Here is a 16418-nt window from a genome sequence, read left to right on the forward strand (position 1 = left end):
GTACGCCATGATCTGGCAATGATCGAAAAGGCAGGAACTCCGGGCGGATCCGGCACTCCTGTGGTGACGTGGACGCTCCTGGCCCTGTGCTGCGCGGTCTTCGTCGTCGGCCCGGTGTCCGGTCTCAACCCCGCCTACGGCACCGGGCACGCGCTGCACGCGGCCCAGACCGCCTACTTCCAGCGCTGGGGCGTGGTGCCCGAGGAGCTGTGGTACGGCTCGCCCCTGGCTCTCTGCACGCCGTTCACGGCCCTCTTCGTGCACGGCAACTGGCTGCATCTCCTGGGCAACATGCTCTTCCTCTACGTCTTCGGCGCCATGACCGAGGCGCGGATGGGCCGCGGCGCCTTCGCCCTGTGCTACCTCGTCACCGGCACGCTCGCCCTGCTCGGCTACGCCGCCGTGCACGCCCACTCCGACCGCACGCTCGTCGGAGCCTCCGGCGCCATCTCCGGGGTGCTCGGCGCGTTCCTCTATCTCTTCCCCAGGGCGCGCGTGACCAGCCTTCTGCCCTTCCTCTTCTTCCTGCCGCTGCGCCTGCCCGCCTGGGCCGTACTGCTGTTCTGGTTCGTCCTGCAGTGGCTGGCGGCGGGCGCGGAGGCGGGACGTCCGGGGGTCGCCCATCTGGCGCACGTCCTGGGCTTCGCGCTGGGCTTCGCCTTCGCCTGGGGGCTCGGAACGCATGCGGCTAGAGTGAAGAACGCAGCCAGGTCCACCGAAGGAGACAAACCGACGTGATCACTTCGATCGTGCTCATCAAGACCGACGTGGACCGGATCCCCGAGATCGCCGAGAGCATCGCCGCCCTGGAGGGCGTCAGCGAGGTCTACTCGGTCACCGGCGCCTGCGACCTGATCGCCCTGGTGCGGGTGGCCCGGCACGACGACCTCGCGGACGTCATCCCGGGCCGCATCAGCAAGGTGCCGGGAGTGGCCTCCACCGAGACGCACATCGCCTTCCGCACCTACTCCCAGCACGACCTCGAGGCGGCCTTCGCCATCGGCCTCGACAACTGACGCCTCAGGCGGAGCCGTCGGGCACGCAGCGCCCGTCCTCGGTACGGTAGAGCCAGCGGGCGCCGTTCGCCACCAGCTCCCCCACGGCCCGGACGAACCGCTCGACGTGCTCGTCGGGCGTCCCGGCGCCGAAGCTGACCCTGACGGCGTTCAGCGACCGCTCCCCGTCGGGGGCCCCGCACTCACCGGGCTCGTCCCGTTCGCCGCCCAGCAGGACGCGGACGAGCGGATGGGCGCAGAAGAGGCCGTCGCGGACCCCGATGCCGTACTCGGCCGACAGCGCGGCCGCGAAGTGCGAGCTGTTCCAGCCGTCGACCACGAAGGACAGGACGCCCACGCGCGGGGCGTCGTCTCCGAACAGTGACAGCACCCGCACCCCGGGCACCCCGGCCAGTCCCTCCCGCACCCGCGCCACCAGCCGCTGTTCGCGCTCGACCAGCCGCTCGAAGCCGGCCTCGGTGAGCGCCTTGCAGGCGGCGGCGATCGCGTAGGCGCCGATGACGTTGGGCGAACCGGCCTCGTGCCGGGCGGCGGTCGTGTGCCACTCGACGTCGAGGCCCCCGTCCCCGCCCCGCGCGACCGTGCGGCTCGCGCCGCCGCCGGCCAGGTACGGCCGGGCCCGCGTCAGCCAGTCCGCCCGTCCGGCCAGCACGCCGGAGCCGAACGGCGCGTAGAGCTTGTGCCCGGAGAACGCGACCCAGTCGACGTCACAGGCGGCGATGTCCACCGGGTGGTGCGGCGCCAGCTGCGCGGCGTCCACCACGATCCGCGCCCCGTGCGCGTGGGCCGCCGCCGCGAGCTCCCGCACCGGCCACAACTCACCCGTGACGTTGGACGCCCCGGTCACGCAGACGAGTGCCGGACCGTGGGGGTCGCGGTCGGCCAGCGCGCGCTCCAGGATCTCGACGGCCTGCCGCGGGCTGCGCGGGGCGTCCAGGACGGTGACGTGGCCGGCGGGCCAGGGCAGCAGCGCCGCGTGGTGCTCGGTCTCGAAGACGAACACCCGGCAGCCGGCGGGCAGTACGGCCGCCAGCAGGTTGAGCGAGTCGGTGGTGGAGCGGGTGAAGACGACCTGGTCGCCGGGGCGGCAGCCGAGGAAGGCGGCGACCTCGGCCCTGCTGTTCTCGAAGAGCTCGGTGGACAGCTGCGAGAGGTATCCGGCACCGCGGTGCACGCTGCCGTAGTAGGGCGCGTACGCGGCCACGTCGTCCCAGACCCGCTGGAGGGCCGGGGCGCTGGCGGCGTAGTCGAGCGCCGCGTACGTCACCTCTCCCCCGGTGACGAGCGGCACCCGGACGTCCCTGCCCAGGACGGGCAGCGGCGGACAAACGGACTGGTCGGCGGCAAGGGTGGCGACAGACATGGCGAACTCCCGTACAGAGCAGGCGAATTCGACCGCGCGACGGCGCGGGAAAAGGGAAGTGGGTACGGAGAAGGGGCTCGTGGAGCCCTAGCGCATTCGCTGCGTCACGGAAGTTCTCCCTCGACAACCAGGATCCCTGGCGAGGGATCCGCGCTTGTCGCAGACCTCGCTGCCTGCGACCTGGTCATCACCCGGGGCACCCCGCCACGGAAGGAGGGTTGCCGGACAGCGGGCCGGGGCCGTGTCGCTGTCACTCGTGACCTTGCCGAGGAGTATGGCACAACAACCTCCTCGGCACAGGGGCCCTCTCGCATGCCGGACGGCCCGTCCGGCATGCGGGGCCTGGGCCGTGCCGGCGAAGTCCCGCCCGGCCCGGGCTAGGCGTTGCTCGCCGTGACCCAGCGTTCGAGCGCCCGCCGGGCCGCTCCCGAGTCGATCGACTCCGCGGCCCGGGCCATCCCGGCGGTGATCTGCTCGGCGAGCGGCGCCCCGGTGGGCTCCAGGGCCACCAGCGCGGCGGCGGCGTTCAGCAGCACCGCGTCCCGCACCGGACCGGTCTCGCCGCCCAGCAGCCGCCGCGCCACGTCCGCGTTGTACGAGGCGTCGGCGCCGCGCAGCGCCTCCACCGGCACCAGCTCGATCCCCACGTCCCGCGGGTCGAACGCCTCCTCGCGCACCCGGCCGTCGCGCACGACCCACACCCGCGAGGTCGCCGTCGTGGTCAGCTCGTCCAGGCCGTCGTCGCCGCGGAAGACCAGGGCCGAGGAGCCCCGCTCGGCGAGCACCCCGGCCAGGATCGGCGCCATCCGGGGGTCCGCGACACCCGTCGCCTGGGCCCTCACCCGGGCGGGGTTGGTCAGCGGACCCAGCACGTTGAAGGTCGTCCGGATGCCCAACTCCCGCCGGGCCGGGGCCACGTGCCGCAGCGCGGGGTGGAACTTCACCGCGAAGCAGAACGTGATGCCGGCCTCCTCGGCCACCTCCACCACGCGGCGCGGGGTGAGGTCCAGGTTGACGCCGAGCTTCTCCAGGACGTCCGAGGCGCCGCTGGCGGAGGACGCGGCGCGGTTGCCGTGCTTGACGACCTTCGCCCCGGTGCCGGCGACGACGATCGAGGACATGGTGGAGATGTTGACGGTCTTGGCGCCGTCGCCGCCCGTGCCCACGATGTCCACGCTGGGACCCGGCACCTCGATCAGGTTGGCGTGCGCGTACATCGTGCGGACCAGGCCGGAGATCTCGGCGACCGTCTCGCCCTTGGCCCGCAGCGCCACGGCGAAGCCGGCGATCTGGGCGTCGGTCGCCTCGCCGCGCATGATGCGGTCCATGGCCCAGGCGGTGTCGTCCGCGCTGAGGTCCACCCGGTTCAGCAGGGCGTCGAGCACGCCGGGCCAGGAGGGGGCCACCGAGCGCTCGCCGCCTGCCGGGGTCGCAACGTTCATGGTCCACACTCCTGGTGGTCGGTCCGAGGGGGGACCGCGTAGAGGTCCACTGGTTCCCGGGGTCCAGCCTATCCAGCTCCACGGACAGCGAAGAGCCCCGTCCATGCGATGGACGGGGCTCTCGCCGTGGCGATCAGTTACTGATCAGTGGGCGGGGATCAGTGGTGGCCGTGGCCGCTCGTGATCTCCTGGTACTCCTCCGCGGTGGCCTTGGGGATGTGCGTCCCCTCGCCGTAGAAGCCCTTCGAGAGCTTCACGCGCAGGCGCTGGCCGGCGCCGGCCTTGCGGGCGACACCGTTCTCGTCGACCTCGGGCTCGAGCTCGAGCGGCCGGGGCTGCTCGTGCGCCGTGAGGGTGTGCAGCTGCTGCTGCGAGAGCGGCTCGTGGACCTCGACGAACTCACCGTGCGGCAGGCGCTTGATGATGCCCGACTCGCGGCCGTGCAGCACCTTGTCCTTGTCGCGGCGCTGGAGACCCATGCAGATCCGGCGCGTGGCGACGAAGGCGATGACCGGGCCGACGAAGAAGCCGATCCGGACGAACCAGGTGATGGCGTTGATCGACAGGTGGAAGTGGGTGGCCCACAGGTCGTTGCCACCACCGACCATCATGACCATGTACGCGGTCAGCCACGCCACACCGAAGGCGGTGCGGGTCGGGGCGTTGCGCGGACGGTCCAGCAGGTGGTGCTCCCGCTTGTCGCCGGTCACCCACGACTCGATGAAGGGGTAGACCGCGATGGCCGCGAGGACCAGCGGGAAGATCATCATCGGGATGAACACGCCCAGGACGAACGTGTGGCCCGCGACGTTGATCTCCCAGCCCGGCATCACTCGGATGAGGCCCTCGGCGAAGCCCATGTACCAGTCGGGCTGGGCGCCGGTGGACACCTGGTCCGGCCGGTAGGGGCCGATGGACCAGATCGGGTTGATCGACGCGATGGCCGCGATGGCCGCGATCACACCGAAGACCAGGAAGAAGAAGCCTCCGGCCTTGGCCATGTAGACCGGCAGCAGCGGCATGCCGACCACGTTCTTGTTCGTCCGGCCGGGGCCGGGGAACTGCGTGTGCTTGTGGTAGAAGACCAGGATCAGGTGCGCCACCAGCAGGCCGAGCATGATGCCCGGCAGCAGCAGGACGTGGATCGAGAAGAACCGCGGCACGAAGTCCGAGCCGGGGAACTCGCCGCCGAAGAGGAACATCGAGATGTACGTGCCCACGATGGGGAACGACAGGATCGCGCCCTCCATGAAGCGGACACCGGTGCCGGAGAGCAGGTCGTCCGGCAGCGAGTAACCGGTGAAGCCGGTGAACATGCCGAGGACGAACAGCAGGAAGCCGAACAGCCAGTTGACCTCACGCGGCTTGCGGAACGCGCCGGTGAAGAACACGCGCATCATGTGCACGAACATGCCGGCCAGGAAGATCAGCGCGGCCCAGTGGTGGATCTGCCGGATGAGCAGACCGCCACGGACGTCGAAGCTGATGTCGAGGGTCGACTTGAACGCCTCGGACATCCGCATGCCCTGCAGCGGGGCGTACGAGCCGTGGTAGACGACCTCGTTCATGGACGGGTGGAAGAACAGCGTCAGGTACACACCCGTGAGGATGATGATGATGAAGCTGTAGAGGCAGACCTCGCCCAGCATGAAGGACCAGTGGTCCGGGAAGATCTTGCGCATGTTGGCCTTGGCCAGGCTGTAGATGCCCAGCCGGCCGTCGGCCCAGTCGGCTACCCGCTCGCCGGCGGGCGCCTTGCGGCGGTTGTCAGCTGCAGTACTCATCCGCGCTCCCAGAAGGCAGGACCGACGGGCTCGGCGAAGTCGCCCATGGCCTCGAGGTAGCCCTTGTCGTTGACCTTGATCCGCAGCTGCGGCAGGGCGTGGCCGGCCGGGCCGAAGATCACGCGACCGCCGTCGGAGAGGTCGAAGGTGGACTGGTGGCACGGGCACAGCACGTGGTGCGTCTGCTGCTCGTAGAGGCTGATCGGGCAGCCGACGTGGGTGCAGATCTTGGAGAACGCGACGATGCCGTCGGCCGACCAGTCGAGCTCGCGCTTGTCCTTGATGTTCTCCGGACGGAGCCGGACGATCATCAGGGCCGCCTTGGCGATCTCCTGCTGGAAGTCGTGGTCCTCCTCCGTCATGCCCTCGGGCATGGCGAAGGTGAGGGAGCCGACCTGGATGTCCTCGGGACGCAGCGGCTGCATCGTGTTCTGGTTGATCAGCATCTTGCCCGCGGACCAGGCGGTCTTGCGGAGCTTGGTGCCGGGCAGCGGGCCGAGGTCGCGCAGCAGCACGACGCCGGACAGCGGCACCAGGGCCAGCGCGCCGAACATCGTGTTGCGCAGCAGCTTGCGGCGGCCGAAGGTCGACTCCTCCGCGCCCTGCTTGAAGTCGGCCATGACCTTGGCCTTGACCTCGGGCTCGGCCTGGATCGGGTGCCGCTCGTCGGCGTGCTCGACGTCGGACATCAGGGTGCGCGCCCAGTGGACGGCGCCCGCGCCGATGCAGAACAGCGCCACGCCGAGGGTCAGGCCCAGGGAGAAGTTCAGGGCGCTGATGTGGCCGATCGGGAACACGTAGATGCTCTTGTCGATCGGCAGGGTCACGTAGGCGGCGATGAAGCCGATCGTGGCCAGCATCGAGAGCATGAACAGGAACGCGACCACGCGCTCGGAGCGCTTGGCGGCCTGCTCGTCGATGTCCTGGATGCGGGGCTCGTGCGGCGGCAGCCCCGGGTCGGCGAACGGGTCGCCGGCGGTGGCTACCACACCTTCGTGCGCGTCGCCCTGCTTGCTCGGCAGGGTCTCTTCTGGAATGTCTTGGCTACTCATGACTTCTTGGCCTTGGCGGTGTGGGCGGCGACCCAGATGGCGACGGCGACCAACGCGCCCAGACCGAAGATCCACGCGAACAGACCCTCACTGACCGGGCCGAGCCCGCCCAGTTCGAGGCCGCCCGGGCTCTTGGTCTTGCTGCTGTTGACCGTGTCGAGGTACGCGATGATGTCCTTCTTGTTCTTCTCGGTCATCGTGGTGTCCGGGAAGGAAGGCATGTTCTGCGGGCCGGTCTGCATGGCCTCGTAGATGTGCTTCGGGTTGACGTCCTCGAGCGTCGGGGCGAACTTGCCGTTCGAGAGCGCGCCGCCCTTGCCGACGAAGTTGTGGCACTGGGCGCAGTTCGTACGGAACAGCTCCCCGCCCTTGGCGATGTCGGCACCCTCGGGGCTGTACTGGCTCTTGGCCGGGACCGAGGGGCCCGCGCCCAGGGAGGCGATGTACGCGGCGAGCTGGTCGATCTCGGCCTGGTTGTAGATCGCCTTCTTGCGGGGCGCCTGGGCGCCCTGCTGCTGGAGCGGCATGCGGCCGGTGGCGACCTGGAAGTCGACGGCGGCGGAACCCACGCCGACCAGGCTCGGCCCGTCGGAGGTGCCCTGACCGCCGGTGCCGTGGCAGCTTGCGCAGCCCACGGAATACAGCTTCTTGCCCTCCTCGATGGCGAGGGACTGGGCGGTGTCATCGGCCTTGGCCGTGTCCGCCGGCGCGAACGCGGCGTACAGCCCCCCAGTTACCGCCAGCGCGAAGAGTAGGACGACGACCGCCGCCAGCGGATGGCGTCGTCGTGCGGAGAGCTTTTTCACGGATTACCCCGGTGTCAGGATCTTCTGCGTCGATGCTGGACTGATGGTCCGGTGCGGGACAGGACCGATTACTTGATCAAGTAGATCGTGGCGAAGAGGCCGATCCAGACCACGTCGACGAAGTGCCAGTAGTAGGACACGACGATGGCCGCCGTCGCCTGGTGGTGGGTGAACCTCTTGGCCGCGTACGTCCTGCCCAGGACCAGCAGGAAGGCGATGAGACCGCCCGTCACGTGCAGGCCGTGGAAGCCGGTCGTCAGGTAGAACACCGAACCGTACGGGTCGGAGGAGAGCGAGAGGCCCTCCTCCTTGACCAGATCGGTGTATTCGAAGACCTGGCCGCCGATGAAGATGGCACCCATCACGAAGGTGACCACGAACCACATGCGCAGCTTCTTCACGTCGCCGCGCTCGGCGGCGAAGACGCCGAGCTGGCAGGTGAGGGAGGAGAGCACCAGGATCGTGGTGTTGGTGGCCGAGAACGGAAGGTTCAGCGCGGACGCCATTTCCTTCCAGTGGTCGGTACCCATCACCGATCGCAGGGTGAAGTACATCGCGAAGAGGGCCGCGAAGAACATCAGCTCGGAACTCAACCAGATGATGGTTCCGACGCTGGTGAGGTTCGGTCGATTGACCGACGGGTGTGCGTGCCCGGTATCAGTTGCTGTTGCTGTCGCCACGACCGACATTATGTCGGTCGCTTATCTCGCGCTCACTCCGGGGGGTGCCGTTCGGTGTGTCAAGACGGTATGCGCTGCTCGTACGGCCCTGCCCTTGCTCCGGACGAGGGACCCCGAGGCGTCCCCCGAAGGGAGGAAGCGCTGGTTCCGGGACAGTTGGGGACCGGCCCGAACCCTCCTCGTGAGGGCCCTGTGGGGAGTAGCGTCGCCGGGGACACCTCCCGGCGGCGGCCGGGGGAGGTCCGACCCACAGCTGTGCTTGTCCACGAGTCTGGAGGAACGATGCGGCCGACGGCTACGGTGCTGGTCTACAGCGACGACGCGAGCACCCGCGAGCAGGTGCGGCTGGCCGGCGGGCGGCGTCCCGCGGCCGACGTGCCGCCGGTGGAGTACCTGGAGTGCGCGACCCTGCCGGCGGTCCTGAGGACCTTGGAGGAGCACCGCGTGGACGTGTGCGTCCTGGACGGCGAGACGGCGCCTGCGGGCGGCATGGGGGTGTGCAGGCAGCTGAAGGACGAGGTGTTCCGCTGCCCGCCCGTGCTGCTGCTCATCGGCCGCCCCCAGGACGCCTGGCTGGCCACCTGGAGCCGCGCGGACGCGGCGGTGACCCACCCGCTGGACCCGGTGGCCTTCGCGGAGTCGCTGGCGGAGCTGCTGCGCCCGGGCGACCGGCAGCCCCAGCCCAGCTGAGGGCCGGGGCGGGGCGGTCTAGACGCGGGGGCGCAGGCGGGCGGCGTCGGCGGGGCTGGTGCCCTCGCGCTTGCCGGCCATCAGGGCGCTGCCCTCGCGCCACTGCTTCCAGGGCATGTTCCAGTCGCCGAAGCCGTTGTCGAAGGGCGTCATGGTGGCGCCGGCGCTGCCGACGACCTTGACGACGTCGCCGACGCGGACGTTGTCGAAGAACCACTTGGCGTTCTCGGTGCTCATGCCGGTGCACCCGTGGCTGACGTTGTCCGCTCCCTGCGACCCGACGGACCAGGGGGCGGCGTGCACGTATTCACCGCTCCATGTCACCCGGGTGGCCCAGTAGACGGGCAGGTCGTAGGAGTCCGAACTGCCCTCGGCGATGCCGATGCTGGTTCCGCGCATCCGTACGAAGGATTCCTGGCCCAGGACCACCTTGACCCCGTTGCGGGTGGCGTAGCCGGGCTTGCCGGTGGTCACCGGGATGGTCCGGACCGTCTTGCCGTTCTTCATCACGGTCATGTAGTGCGCGGCGGCGTCGGTGACGGCCTCGACACGGTCGCCGATGGTCAGCCGCACGGGCTTGGAGGGGCCTCCGTAGAGCCCGGGGGCCACCTTGATCCCGTCGAGCGTGGCGTGGGCCTCGATGACGGAGTTGGCCGGCCAGTAGTCCTGCGGGCGGTAGTGCAGGGTGCGGTTGTCCACCCAGTGCCAGGCGCCCTGGACGGCGGGCTGGGCGTCCACCCGGAGGGTGCGCTCGATGACGGCGCGGGCGGCCGGGTCCTGGACGGGGATGCTCAGTTCGGCGGTGATGGGCTGGCCGACGCCGTATTTGCCGCTCTGCGGGCCGAAGGCGACCCGCAGCAGCCGGTCGGCCGGATTGGTGTCGAAGCCGATCGTGCGGCGGCCCTGGGCGCCCTCCTCGTCCTCGGTGCTCACCCGGACGGTGTAGTGCGCGCCGGCCGCCAGTGGGGCGGTGCTGTGCCAGCTGGAGCCGTCGGCGGCCAGTTCGCCCTTGACGTAGCGTCCTGCGGCGTCCGTGGCCGTGACGTCCGTGATGTGGTCGCCGCCGGTCGCGGTCACCTCCAGGGGCTTGCTCGGATCCACCTTGTGGCCGGCCCGGGCGCCGGCGAGGCCGACCGACGCCGAGGCGTCGTAGGGCTTGTCGGCCAGCGGGTTCGACGAGCCGCCGCACGCGGACGCCCCCAGCGCCAAGGAGACCAGCAGCAGGGCGAGGACTTCCGCCGTGCGCCTGCGAGGTGAGTGACTCATGGTCACACCGTAGGAAGAATCGGGTGATACGGCTTCTGGTGTGGTGCAAACGGGTGTAAACGCACGCCGGGCCCCGCACACCCGAGGGTGTGCGGGGCCCGGCGGAAGCTGCCGCGAGGACCTACTGGTTCTGGTTCTCGCCGCGGTAGAACTCGAACACCCAGCCGAAGAGGCCGACCAGGATGACCGGGGCCGAGAAGTACATGAGCCACCAGCCGAAGCAGATGCTCATGAAGGCGAGGGCGCCGCCCACGGCCAGGGACAGCGGCTGCCAGCTGTGCGGGGCGAAGAAGCCCAGCTCACCGGCGTCGTCCGCGACGTCCGCGTTCTTGTCGTCCTGCGCCCCGACGTCCACCCGGCGCGCGGTGAACGCCAGGTAGTAGCCGACCATGATGGTCAGGCCGAAGGCCAGGAAGAGGGCGGTCGCACCGGCCGGCTCCTTCGCCCACACGCCATAGACGATCGCCATGGCGAGGATGAAGACGGAGAGCCAGATGAACATCCGGCCTTGGATCTTCACTTACCGGCCTCCTTGCCACCCGCGACCGCCTTGGCGGCCATCTCCGGGTTCTCTTCGAGCTCGAGCGCCGCGATCTCGGGGTGGTGCAGGTCGAACGCCGGGGATTCGCTGCGGATCCGCGGCAGGGTGAGGAAGTTGTGCCGCGGCGGCGGGCAGGAGGTCGCCCACTCCAGCGAACGGCCGTAACCCCACGGGTCGTCGACCTCGACCTTCTTGCCGTACTTGGCGGTCTTCCACACGTTGTAGAAGAACGGCAGGATCGACATGCCCAGCAGGAACGAGCTGATGGTCGAGATGGTGTTCAGCGTGGTGAAGCCGTCGGCGGCCAGGTAGTCCGCGTAACGACGGGGCATGCCCTCGGCACCCAGCCAGTGCTGCACCAGGAACGTGCCGTGGAAGCCCACGAACAGCGTCCAGAAGGTGATCTTGCCGAGCCGCTCGTCCAGCATCTTGCCCGTGAACTTCGGCCACCAGAAGTGGAAGCCGGCGAACATCGCGAAGACCACGGTGCCGAAGATGACGTAGTGGAAGTGCGCGACGACGAAGTACGAGTCGGAGACGTGGAAGTCCATCGGGGGCGAGGCCAGGATGACGCCGGTCAGACCACCGAAGGTGAAGGTGATCAGGAAGCCGACGGCCCAGAGCATCGGGTTCTCGAAGGACAGCGAGCCCTTCCACATGGTGCCGATCCAGTTGAAGAACTTCACACCGGTCGGGACCGCGATCAGGAAGGTCATGAACGAGAAGAACGGCAACAGCACGCCGCCCGTCACGTACATGTGGTGCGCCCACACCGTCACCGAGAGACCGGCGATGGCGATGGTGGCGGCGATGAGGCTGATGTAACCGAACATCGGCTTCCGGGAGAACACCGGAATGATCTCGGAGATGATGCCGAAGAACGGCAGCGCGATGATGTACACCTCGGGGTGACCGAAGAACCAGAAGAGGTGCTGCCACAGCAGCGGACCGCCGTTGGCCGGGTCGAACACGTGGGCGCCGAACTTGCGGTCCGCCTCCAGGGCGAACAGCGCGGCGGCCAGCACCGGGAAGGCCAGCAGGACCAGCACACCGGTCAGCAGGACGTTCCAGGTGAAGATCGGCATGCGGAACATCGTCATGCCCGGGGCGCGCATGCAGATGATCGTGGTGATGAAGTTGACCGAACCGAGGATCGTGCCGAAGCCGGAGAAGGCCAGACCCATGATCCACATGTCGGCGCCGACGCCCGAGGAGTGCACCGCGTCGGACAGCGGGGAGTAGGCGAACCAGCCGAAGTCGGCCGCACCCTGCGGGGTGAGGAAGCCGCCCACCGCGATCAGCGAGCCGAAGAGGTAGAGCCAGTAGGCGAACATGTTCAGCCGCGGGAACGCCACGTCGGGCGCGCCGATCTGCAGCGGCATGATCCAGTTCGCGAAACCGGCGAACAGCGGCGTCGCGAACATCAGCAGCATGATCGTGCCGTGCATCGTGAACGCCTGGTTGAACTGCTCGTTCGACATGATCTGCGTGCCGGGACGGGCCAGCTCGGCGCGCATGAGGAGCGCCATCAGGCCGCCGATGCAGAAGAACGCGAACGACGTGACCAGGTACAGCGTGCCGATCGTCTTGTGGTCAGTGGTGGTGAGCCACTTGATCACCTGACTGCCGGGTTGCTTCTGGCGTACGGGCGGTGCTGCCGTGGCCGATGCGGCGGCGGCACCCTGGGGTTCGTTGAGGATGCTCACTTGTTCTTGGTCTCCGCGTTCTTCGCGTGATCCGTCTGCGCGATGCCCGCCGGCTGGTAACCGGTCTGGCCCTTTGCCGCCAGCTCCTTCAGGTGCGCCCGGTAACGCTCAGGAGAGACGACCTTGACGTTGAAGAGCATCCGGGAGTGGTCCTGGCCGCAGAGCTCGGCACACTTGCCCATGTAGGTGCCCTCCTTGCTCGGGGTCACCGTGAAGCTGTTGGTGTGCCCCGGGAAGACGTCCTGCTTCATCAGGAACGGCACCACCCAGAAGGAGTGGACGACGTCCCGCGACGTGAGGATGAACTCCACCGTCTCGCCCTTGGGCAGCCACAGCGTGGGGCCGGGGTTTCCGTTCTGCGGGTTCCGGTCGCCGGGTACGCCCACCTCGTAGACGCCCTCGGCGCCAGCCGGTGCCTTCTGCAGGAACCGGTCCGGGATCGCGTCGAGCTCCTTGTTCTGGCGGAGCGGCTGCGCCGGGGTGGCGGCGTTGCCGTCGACGTTCTCCATGTAGTTGAACGCCCAGCTCCACTGGAAGCCGACCACGTTCACGACGTGCTGCGGCTTGTCAGGGTTGGTCAGGAGCTTGTTCTCGTCACGCGCGGTGAAGTAGAAGAGCACCGACACGATGATGATCGGGACCACGGTGTAGAGCGCCTCAAGAGGCATGTTGTACCGGGTCTGGACCGGTACCTCCACCTTGCTCCGGCTGCGCCGGTGGAACAGCACGCTCCAGATGATCAGGCCCCACACCAGAACGCCGACCACGAGGGCGGCGGCCCAGGAGCCCTGCCACAGGGAGAGGATCCGCGGCGCCTCTTCCGTGACGGGAGTGGGCATTCCGAGGCGGGGGAAGTCCTTCGATGTGCAACCGGTGGCGGTCGCAAGGACAGCGCCCGCGGCCAGCGCCTGCAGCAGCTTCCGCCGCACCGGGCGCCGCGACGAGCGGTCGGAGCCGTTGGGACTCACGTAGCGCCTTCCCGAGAGTCTCGCCCGTGCGGCCGGCTGCGGCCGTCTCGCTGGTCGGTCGCCGGCCCGCTGCGGGCAGGGGTTTGGATGTTTATGCGGACCAAACCCTACTGGACGCTATTTAGGGCCGCGCGGGGAGGGTGCCCAACGCGCCGCGTCACTCCCCGAAGGGGTGGAATCTAGGGCTCCGGCGAGGATCTGGAGGACCGTCAGACGGCCGGCTCAGGCCGCTGGCCTGCGCACACTCCCGGTCCACCGACCGGCCGTCAGGCCGCGGCCCGCGCTGTTCGAAGGGGCGCGCTAGCGTTCGTCACGTGCCCTACTTCGACGCGGCCTCCGCCGCCCCCCTGCACCCGGTCGCCCGCCAGGCACTGCTCGCCGCCCTCGACGAGGGCTGGGCGGATCCCGCCCGGCTCTACCGCGAGGGCCGGCGCGCGCGGCTGCTGCTGGACGCCGCGCGGGAGGCCGCCGCGGAGGCCGTGGGGTGCCGGACCGACGAACTGGTCTTCACTCCATCGGGGACCCGGGCGCTGCACGACGGCATCGCCGGCGCGCTCGCGGGGCGCCGCCGGGTGGGCCGCCATCTGGTGGTGTCGGCCGTCGAGCACTCCGCCGTGCTCCAGTCGGCCGCCGCGCTGGACGCGGCCGGCGGCAGCGTCACCGAGGTGACGGTCGACCGCACGGGCCGGGTGGCCCCGGACACCTACGCCGCAGCGCTTCGCCCGGACACCGCCCTGGCGGTCCTTCAGTCGGCCAACCACGAGGTGGGCACCGCGCAGCCGGTGGCCGAGGTGGCGCGGGAATGCCGGGCGGCGGGCGTCCCGCTGCTGGTGGACGCGGCGCAGACGCTGGCCTGGGAGCCCGCCCCGGAGGGCTGGTCGCTGCTCGCGGCCAGCGCCCACAAGTGGGGCGGCCCCTCGGGGGTGGGCCTGCTGGCGGTGCGCAAGGGCGTGCGCTTCGCGGCCCAGGGGCCGGCGGACGAACGGGAGTCGGGCCGGGCGCCGGGCTTCCCCAACCTCCCCGCGATCGTCGCCGCCGCCGCGTCGCTGCGGGCGGTGCGGGCGGAGGCGGTGGCCGAGGAGGCCCGGCTGCGCGAGCTGGTGGCGCGCGTGCGGGCCGAGGTGCCCCGGCTGGTGCCGGACGTGGAGGTGGTGGGCGATCCGGTGCGCCGTCTGCCGCACCTGGTCACCTTCTCCTGTCTCTACGTGGACGGGGAGGTCCTGCTGCACGCCCTGGACCGCGCGGGCTTCTCGGTCTCGTCGGGCTCCTCGTGCACCTCCAGCACGCTGGAGCCGAGCCATGTGCTGCGGGCGATGGGGGTGCTGTCGGAGGGGAACGTGCGCGTCTCCCTGCCGATGGGGACCGCGGCGAAGGACGTGGAGGACTTCCTCGCCGTCCTGCCGGAGGTGGTGGCCTCGGTGCGGGAGCGGGCGGGGGCGCCCGCCGGAACCCCGGCGGCGGCCGGGGGTGAGGCGCGGGAGCTGGTCCTCGACTCGCTCGGCAAGCGGTGCCCGATCCCGGTGATCGAGCTGGCGAAGGTCATCGGCGACGTGCCGGTGGGCGGGCTGGTGACCGTGCTGTCCGACGACGAGGCGGCGCGGCTGGACATCCCGGCGTGGTGCGACATGCGCGGCCAGGAGTACGTGGGCGAGCGGCCGGCCGAGCGCGGGGTCGCCTACACGGTGCGGCGCCGCTCGTAGGGGAAGGGGTGCGGGGGGCCTTGCGGACCCCCGCGGGGCCGTCAGGCCAGGTGGGCCTGGACCTCGGCGGCGGCCTCGTGGCCGTAGGCCTTCGCGAAGCGCTCCATGAAGTGGCCGCGGCGCAGCTCGTACTCCTGGGTGCCCAGCGTCTCGATGACGAGGGTGGCCAGCATGCAGCCGACCTGCGCCGCGCGCTCGAGGGACAGCTCCCAGGTGACGCCCGCGAGGAAGCCGGCGCGGAACGCGTCGCCCACGCCGGTCGGGTCGACCTTGGCCTCCTCCTGGGCGCAGCCGACCTCGACGACCGGCTGGCCGGCGCGCTCGATGCGCACGCCCTGGGCGCCCAGGGTGGTCACCCGGGTGCCCACCTTGGCGAGGATCTCCTCGCCCGTCCAGCCCGTCTTGGACTCGATGAGCGCCTTCTCGTACTCGTTGGTGAACAGGTACGTCGCGCCGTCGACCAGCTGGCGGATGTCGTCGCCGTCCAGGCGGGCGAGCTGCTGGGAGGGGTCGGCGGCGAAGGGGATGCCCCGGGTGCGGCACTCCTCGGTGTGGCGCAGCATCGCCTCGGGGTCGTCGGCGCCGATGAGGACCAGGTCCAGGCCGCCGACGCGGTCGGCCACCGGCTGGAGCTCGATCTGGCGGGCCTCGCTCATCGCACCGGTGTAGAAGGACGCGATCTGGTTGTGGTCGGTGTCCGTGGTGCAGACGAAGCGCGCGGTGTGCAGGACCTCGGAGATGTGCACGGAGGCGGTGTCGACGCCGTGCCGGTCGAGCCAGGCGCGGTAGTCGGAGAAGTCCGCGCCGGCGGCGCCGACGAGGACCGGGCGGAGGCCGAGGAGACCCATGCCGAAGCAGATGTTGGGGCCCACGCCGCCGCGGCGGACGTCCAGCTCGTCGACCAGGAAGGAGAGGGAGACCGTGTGCAGCTGGTCGGCCACGAGCTGATCCGTGAAGCGGCCGGGGAAGGTCATCAGATGGTCGGTGGCGATGGAGCCGGTGACAGCGATACGCACGACGGGTCTGCTCCCTGCGGGGCGAGGTTGAAACGACAAGAACAAGAAGAGCCACACCACGTTACCGGTTCGGATACGGCACGCCAGGTGCGGTTCTCGCCACTGAGCGGGCAAATCTACCTAATCGTAGGTCTTTCGCCGGGCGTCCCCCGGTGCGTACGGTGCGGGTATGCCGAAGACTGTGAAGGACGTCACTCCGGCCCGTGAGCCGGAGTCGCTGGCCGAGTTGCGCAGGGACTGCGCCCGCATGGCACCGCACTGGACCGGCGTCGCCGCGCCCGCCGGCCGCCCCCGGCCGCACGGGACACCGCTGTCCCTGATCCACGGGGTCGTCGTGCCCGCGCGGTCGGCCCGGCTGCTGGACGCGATGTCGGACTACGGCGACTGA

16 protein-coding genes and 1 riboswitch are annotated in these 16418 nt (G+C 70.0%); of the genes, 5 read left to right on the forward strand and 11 right to left on the reverse strand.

The window, feature by feature from the left end:
* Nucleotides 1–18: 18 nt before the first annotated feature.
* Nucleotides 19–738: a rhomboid family intramembrane serine protease gene (locus tag CYQ11_RS08050; protein ID WP_099197447.1), complete on the forward strand. Its 720-nt coding sequence runs from the start codon at nt 19–21 to the stop codon at nt 736–738.
* On the forward strand, nt 735–1016 hold the full coding sequence (locus CYQ11_RS08055) for an Lrp/AsnC ligand binding domain-containing protein (RefSeq protein WP_099197448.1): 282 nt from the start codon (nt 735–737) through the stop codon (nt 1014–1016). Before CYQ11_RS08050 ends, CYQ11_RS08055 begins: the two co-directional genes overlap by 4 nt.
* Before the next feature lie 4 nt (nt 1017–1020).
* Here the strand turns inward: CYQ11_RS08055 and CYQ11_RS08060 are convergent, their stop codons facing one another.
* From CYQ11_RS08060 to ctaE, 6 genes are all read right to left on the reverse strand, one after another.
* Nucleotides 1021–2379, reverse strand: coding sequence for an aminotransferase class V-fold PLP-dependent enzyme (locus tag CYQ11_RS08060; protein ID WP_099197449.1), 1359 nt, complete (start codon nt 2377–2379; stop codon nt 1021–1023).
* Between the two features lie 145 nt (nt 2380–2524).
* Nucleotides 2525–2641, reverse strand: a riboswitch (SAM riboswitch).
* A 115-nt stretch (nt 2642–2756) separates the two neighbouring features.
* Nucleotides 2757–3821, reverse strand: a complete 1065-nt coding sequence (gene trpD, locus CYQ11_RS08065; protein ID WP_099197450.1) for an anthranilate phosphoribosyltransferase — start codon at nt 3819–3821, stop codon at nt 2757–2759.
* A gap of 158 nt (nt 3822–3979) precedes the next feature.
* Complete coding sequence (qcrB, locus tag CYQ11_RS08070) at nt 3980–5605, reverse strand: cytochrome bc1 complex cytochrome b subunit (RefSeq protein WP_099197451.1); 1626 nt, start codon at nt 5603–5605, stop codon at nt 3980–3982.
* Nucleotides 5602–6657: a cytochrome bc1 complex Rieske iron-sulfur subunit gene (qcrA, locus tag CYQ11_RS08075; RefSeq protein WP_099197452.1), complete on the reverse strand. Its 1056-nt coding sequence runs from the start codon at nt 6655–6657 to the stop codon at nt 5602–5604. Before qcrA ends, qcrB begins: the two co-directional genes overlap by 4 nt.
* Entirely contained in the window at nt 6654–7463 is an 810-nt protein-coding gene (gene qcrC, locus CYQ11_RS08080) for a cytochrome bc1 complex diheme cytochrome c subunit (protein WP_099197453.1), read from the reverse strand. The genes qcrA and qcrC overlap by 4 nt, the downstream gene beginning before the upstream one ends.
* Before the next feature lie 68 nt (nt 7464–7531).
* A complete protein-coding gene (ctaE, locus tag CYQ11_RS08085; RefSeq protein ID WP_099197454.1) occupies nt 7532–8152 on the reverse strand; it encodes an aa3-type cytochrome oxidase subunit III in 621 nt (206 codons plus the stop codon).
* A gap of 273 nt (nt 8153–8425) precedes the next feature.
* On the opposite strand from ctaE, the gene CYQ11_RS08090 reads away from it, so the two are divergent.
* A complete protein-coding gene (locus tag CYQ11_RS08090) occupies nt 8426–8833 on the forward strand; it encodes a response regulator transcription factor (RefSeq protein ID WP_099197455.1) in 408 nt (135 codons plus the stop codon).
* Nucleotides 8834–8851: 18 nt separating this feature from the next.
* Here the strand turns inward: CYQ11_RS08090 and CYQ11_RS08095 are convergent, their stop codons facing one another.
* The 4 genes from CYQ11_RS08095 to ctaC all read right to left on the reverse strand — a co-directional run bounded on the left by CYQ11_RS08095 (nt 8852) and on the right by ctaC (nt 13314).
* On the reverse strand, nt 8852–10099 hold the full coding sequence (locus CYQ11_RS08095) for a L,D-transpeptidase (protein ID WP_099197456.1): 1248 nt from the start codon (nt 10097–10099) through the stop codon (nt 8852–8854).
* Nucleotides 10100–10220: 121 nt separating this feature from the next.
* Entirely contained in the window at nt 10221–10619 is a 399-nt protein-coding gene (locus CYQ11_RS08100; protein ID WP_099197457.1) for a cytochrome c oxidase subunit 4, read from the reverse strand.
* The gene (gene ctaD / locus CYQ11_RS08105; RefSeq protein ID WP_099197458.1) at nt 10616–12346 is read right to left on the reverse strand and encodes an aa3-type cytochrome oxidase subunit I; all 1731 of its coding nucleotides are present in this window, start codon (nt 12344–12346) and stop codon (nt 10616–10618) included. Before ctaD ends, CYQ11_RS08100 begins: the two co-directional genes overlap by 4 nt.
* Nucleotides 12343–13314 (reverse strand): aa3-type cytochrome oxidase subunit II, encoded by a 972-nt coding sequence (gene ctaC, locus CYQ11_RS08110; protein WP_099197459.1) that lies wholly within the window; start codon nt 13312–13314, stop codon nt 12343–12345. Before ctaC ends, ctaD begins: the two co-directional genes overlap by 4 nt.
* A 314-nt stretch (nt 13315–13628) precedes the next feature.
* Between ctaC and CYQ11_RS08115 the strand changes: the two genes are divergently transcribed.
* On the forward strand, nt 13629–15014 hold the full coding sequence (locus CYQ11_RS08115; protein WP_099197460.1) for a cysteine desulfurase/sulfurtransferase TusA family protein: 1386 nt from the start codon (nt 13629–13631) through the stop codon (nt 15012–15014).
* Nucleotides 15015–15055: 41 nt separating this feature from the next.
* On the opposite strand, the gene CYQ11_RS08120 is transcribed toward CYQ11_RS08115, so the two are convergent.
* Nucleotides 15056–16030 carry a carbohydrate kinase family protein gene (locus CYQ11_RS08120; protein WP_099197461.1) on the reverse strand — a complete coding sequence of 325 codons (975 nt, stop codon included), beginning with the start codon at nt 16028–16030 and terminating at the stop codon, nt 15056–15058.
* A gap of 169 nt (nt 16031–16199) precedes the next feature.
* On the opposite strand from CYQ11_RS08120, the gene CYQ11_RS08125 reads away from it, so the two are divergent.
* Complete coding sequence (locus CYQ11_RS08125) at nt 16200–16418, forward strand: hypothetical protein (protein ID WP_099197462.1); 219 nt, start codon at nt 16200–16202, stop codon at nt 16416–16418.

Source organism: Streptomyces cinnamoneus (assembly GCF_002939475.1).
Lineage (GTDB): Bacteria > Actinomycetota > Actinomycetes > Streptomycetales > Streptomycetaceae > Streptomyces > Streptomyces cinnamoneus_A.

Excerpts from the sequence above, each read along its gene's own strand:
- CYQ11_RS08060 (WP_099197449.1), bottom strand. The coding sequence starts at position 2,379 with ATGTCTGTCGCCACCCTTGCCGCCGACCAGTCCGTTTGTCCGCCGCTG.
- qcrB (WP_099197451.1), bottom strand. The coding sequence starts at position 5,605 with ATGAGTACTGCAGCTGACAACCGCCGCAAGGCGCCCGCCGGCGAGCGG.
- qcrA (WP_099197452.1), bottom strand. The coding sequence starts at position 6,657 with ATGAGTAGCCAAGACATTCCAGAAGAGACCCTGCCGAGCAAGCAGGGC.
- trpD (WP_099197450.1), bottom strand. The coding sequence starts at position 3,821 with ATGAACGTTGCGACCCCGGCAGGCGGCGAGCGCTCGGTGGCCCCCTCC.
- CYQ11_RS08050 (WP_099197447.1), top strand. The coding sequence starts at position 19 with ATGATCGAAAAGGCAGGAACTCCGGGCGGATCCGGCACTCCTGTGGTG.
- CYQ11_RS08090 (WP_099197455.1), top strand. The coding sequence starts at position 8,426 with ATGCGGCCGACGGCTACGGTGCTGGTCTACAGCGACGACGCGAGCACC.
- ctaE (WP_099197454.1), bottom strand. The coding sequence starts at position 8,152 with ATGTCGGTCGTGGCGACAGCAACAGCAACTGATACCGGGCACGCACAC.
- CYQ11_RS08125 (WP_099197462.1), top strand. The coding sequence starts at position 16,200 with ATGCCGAAGACTGTGAAGGACGTCACTCCGGCCCGTGAGCCGGAGTCG.
- CYQ11_RS08095 (WP_099197456.1), bottom strand. The coding sequence starts at position 10,099 with ATGAGTCACTCACCTCGCAGGCGCACGGCGGAAGTCCTCGCCCTGCTG.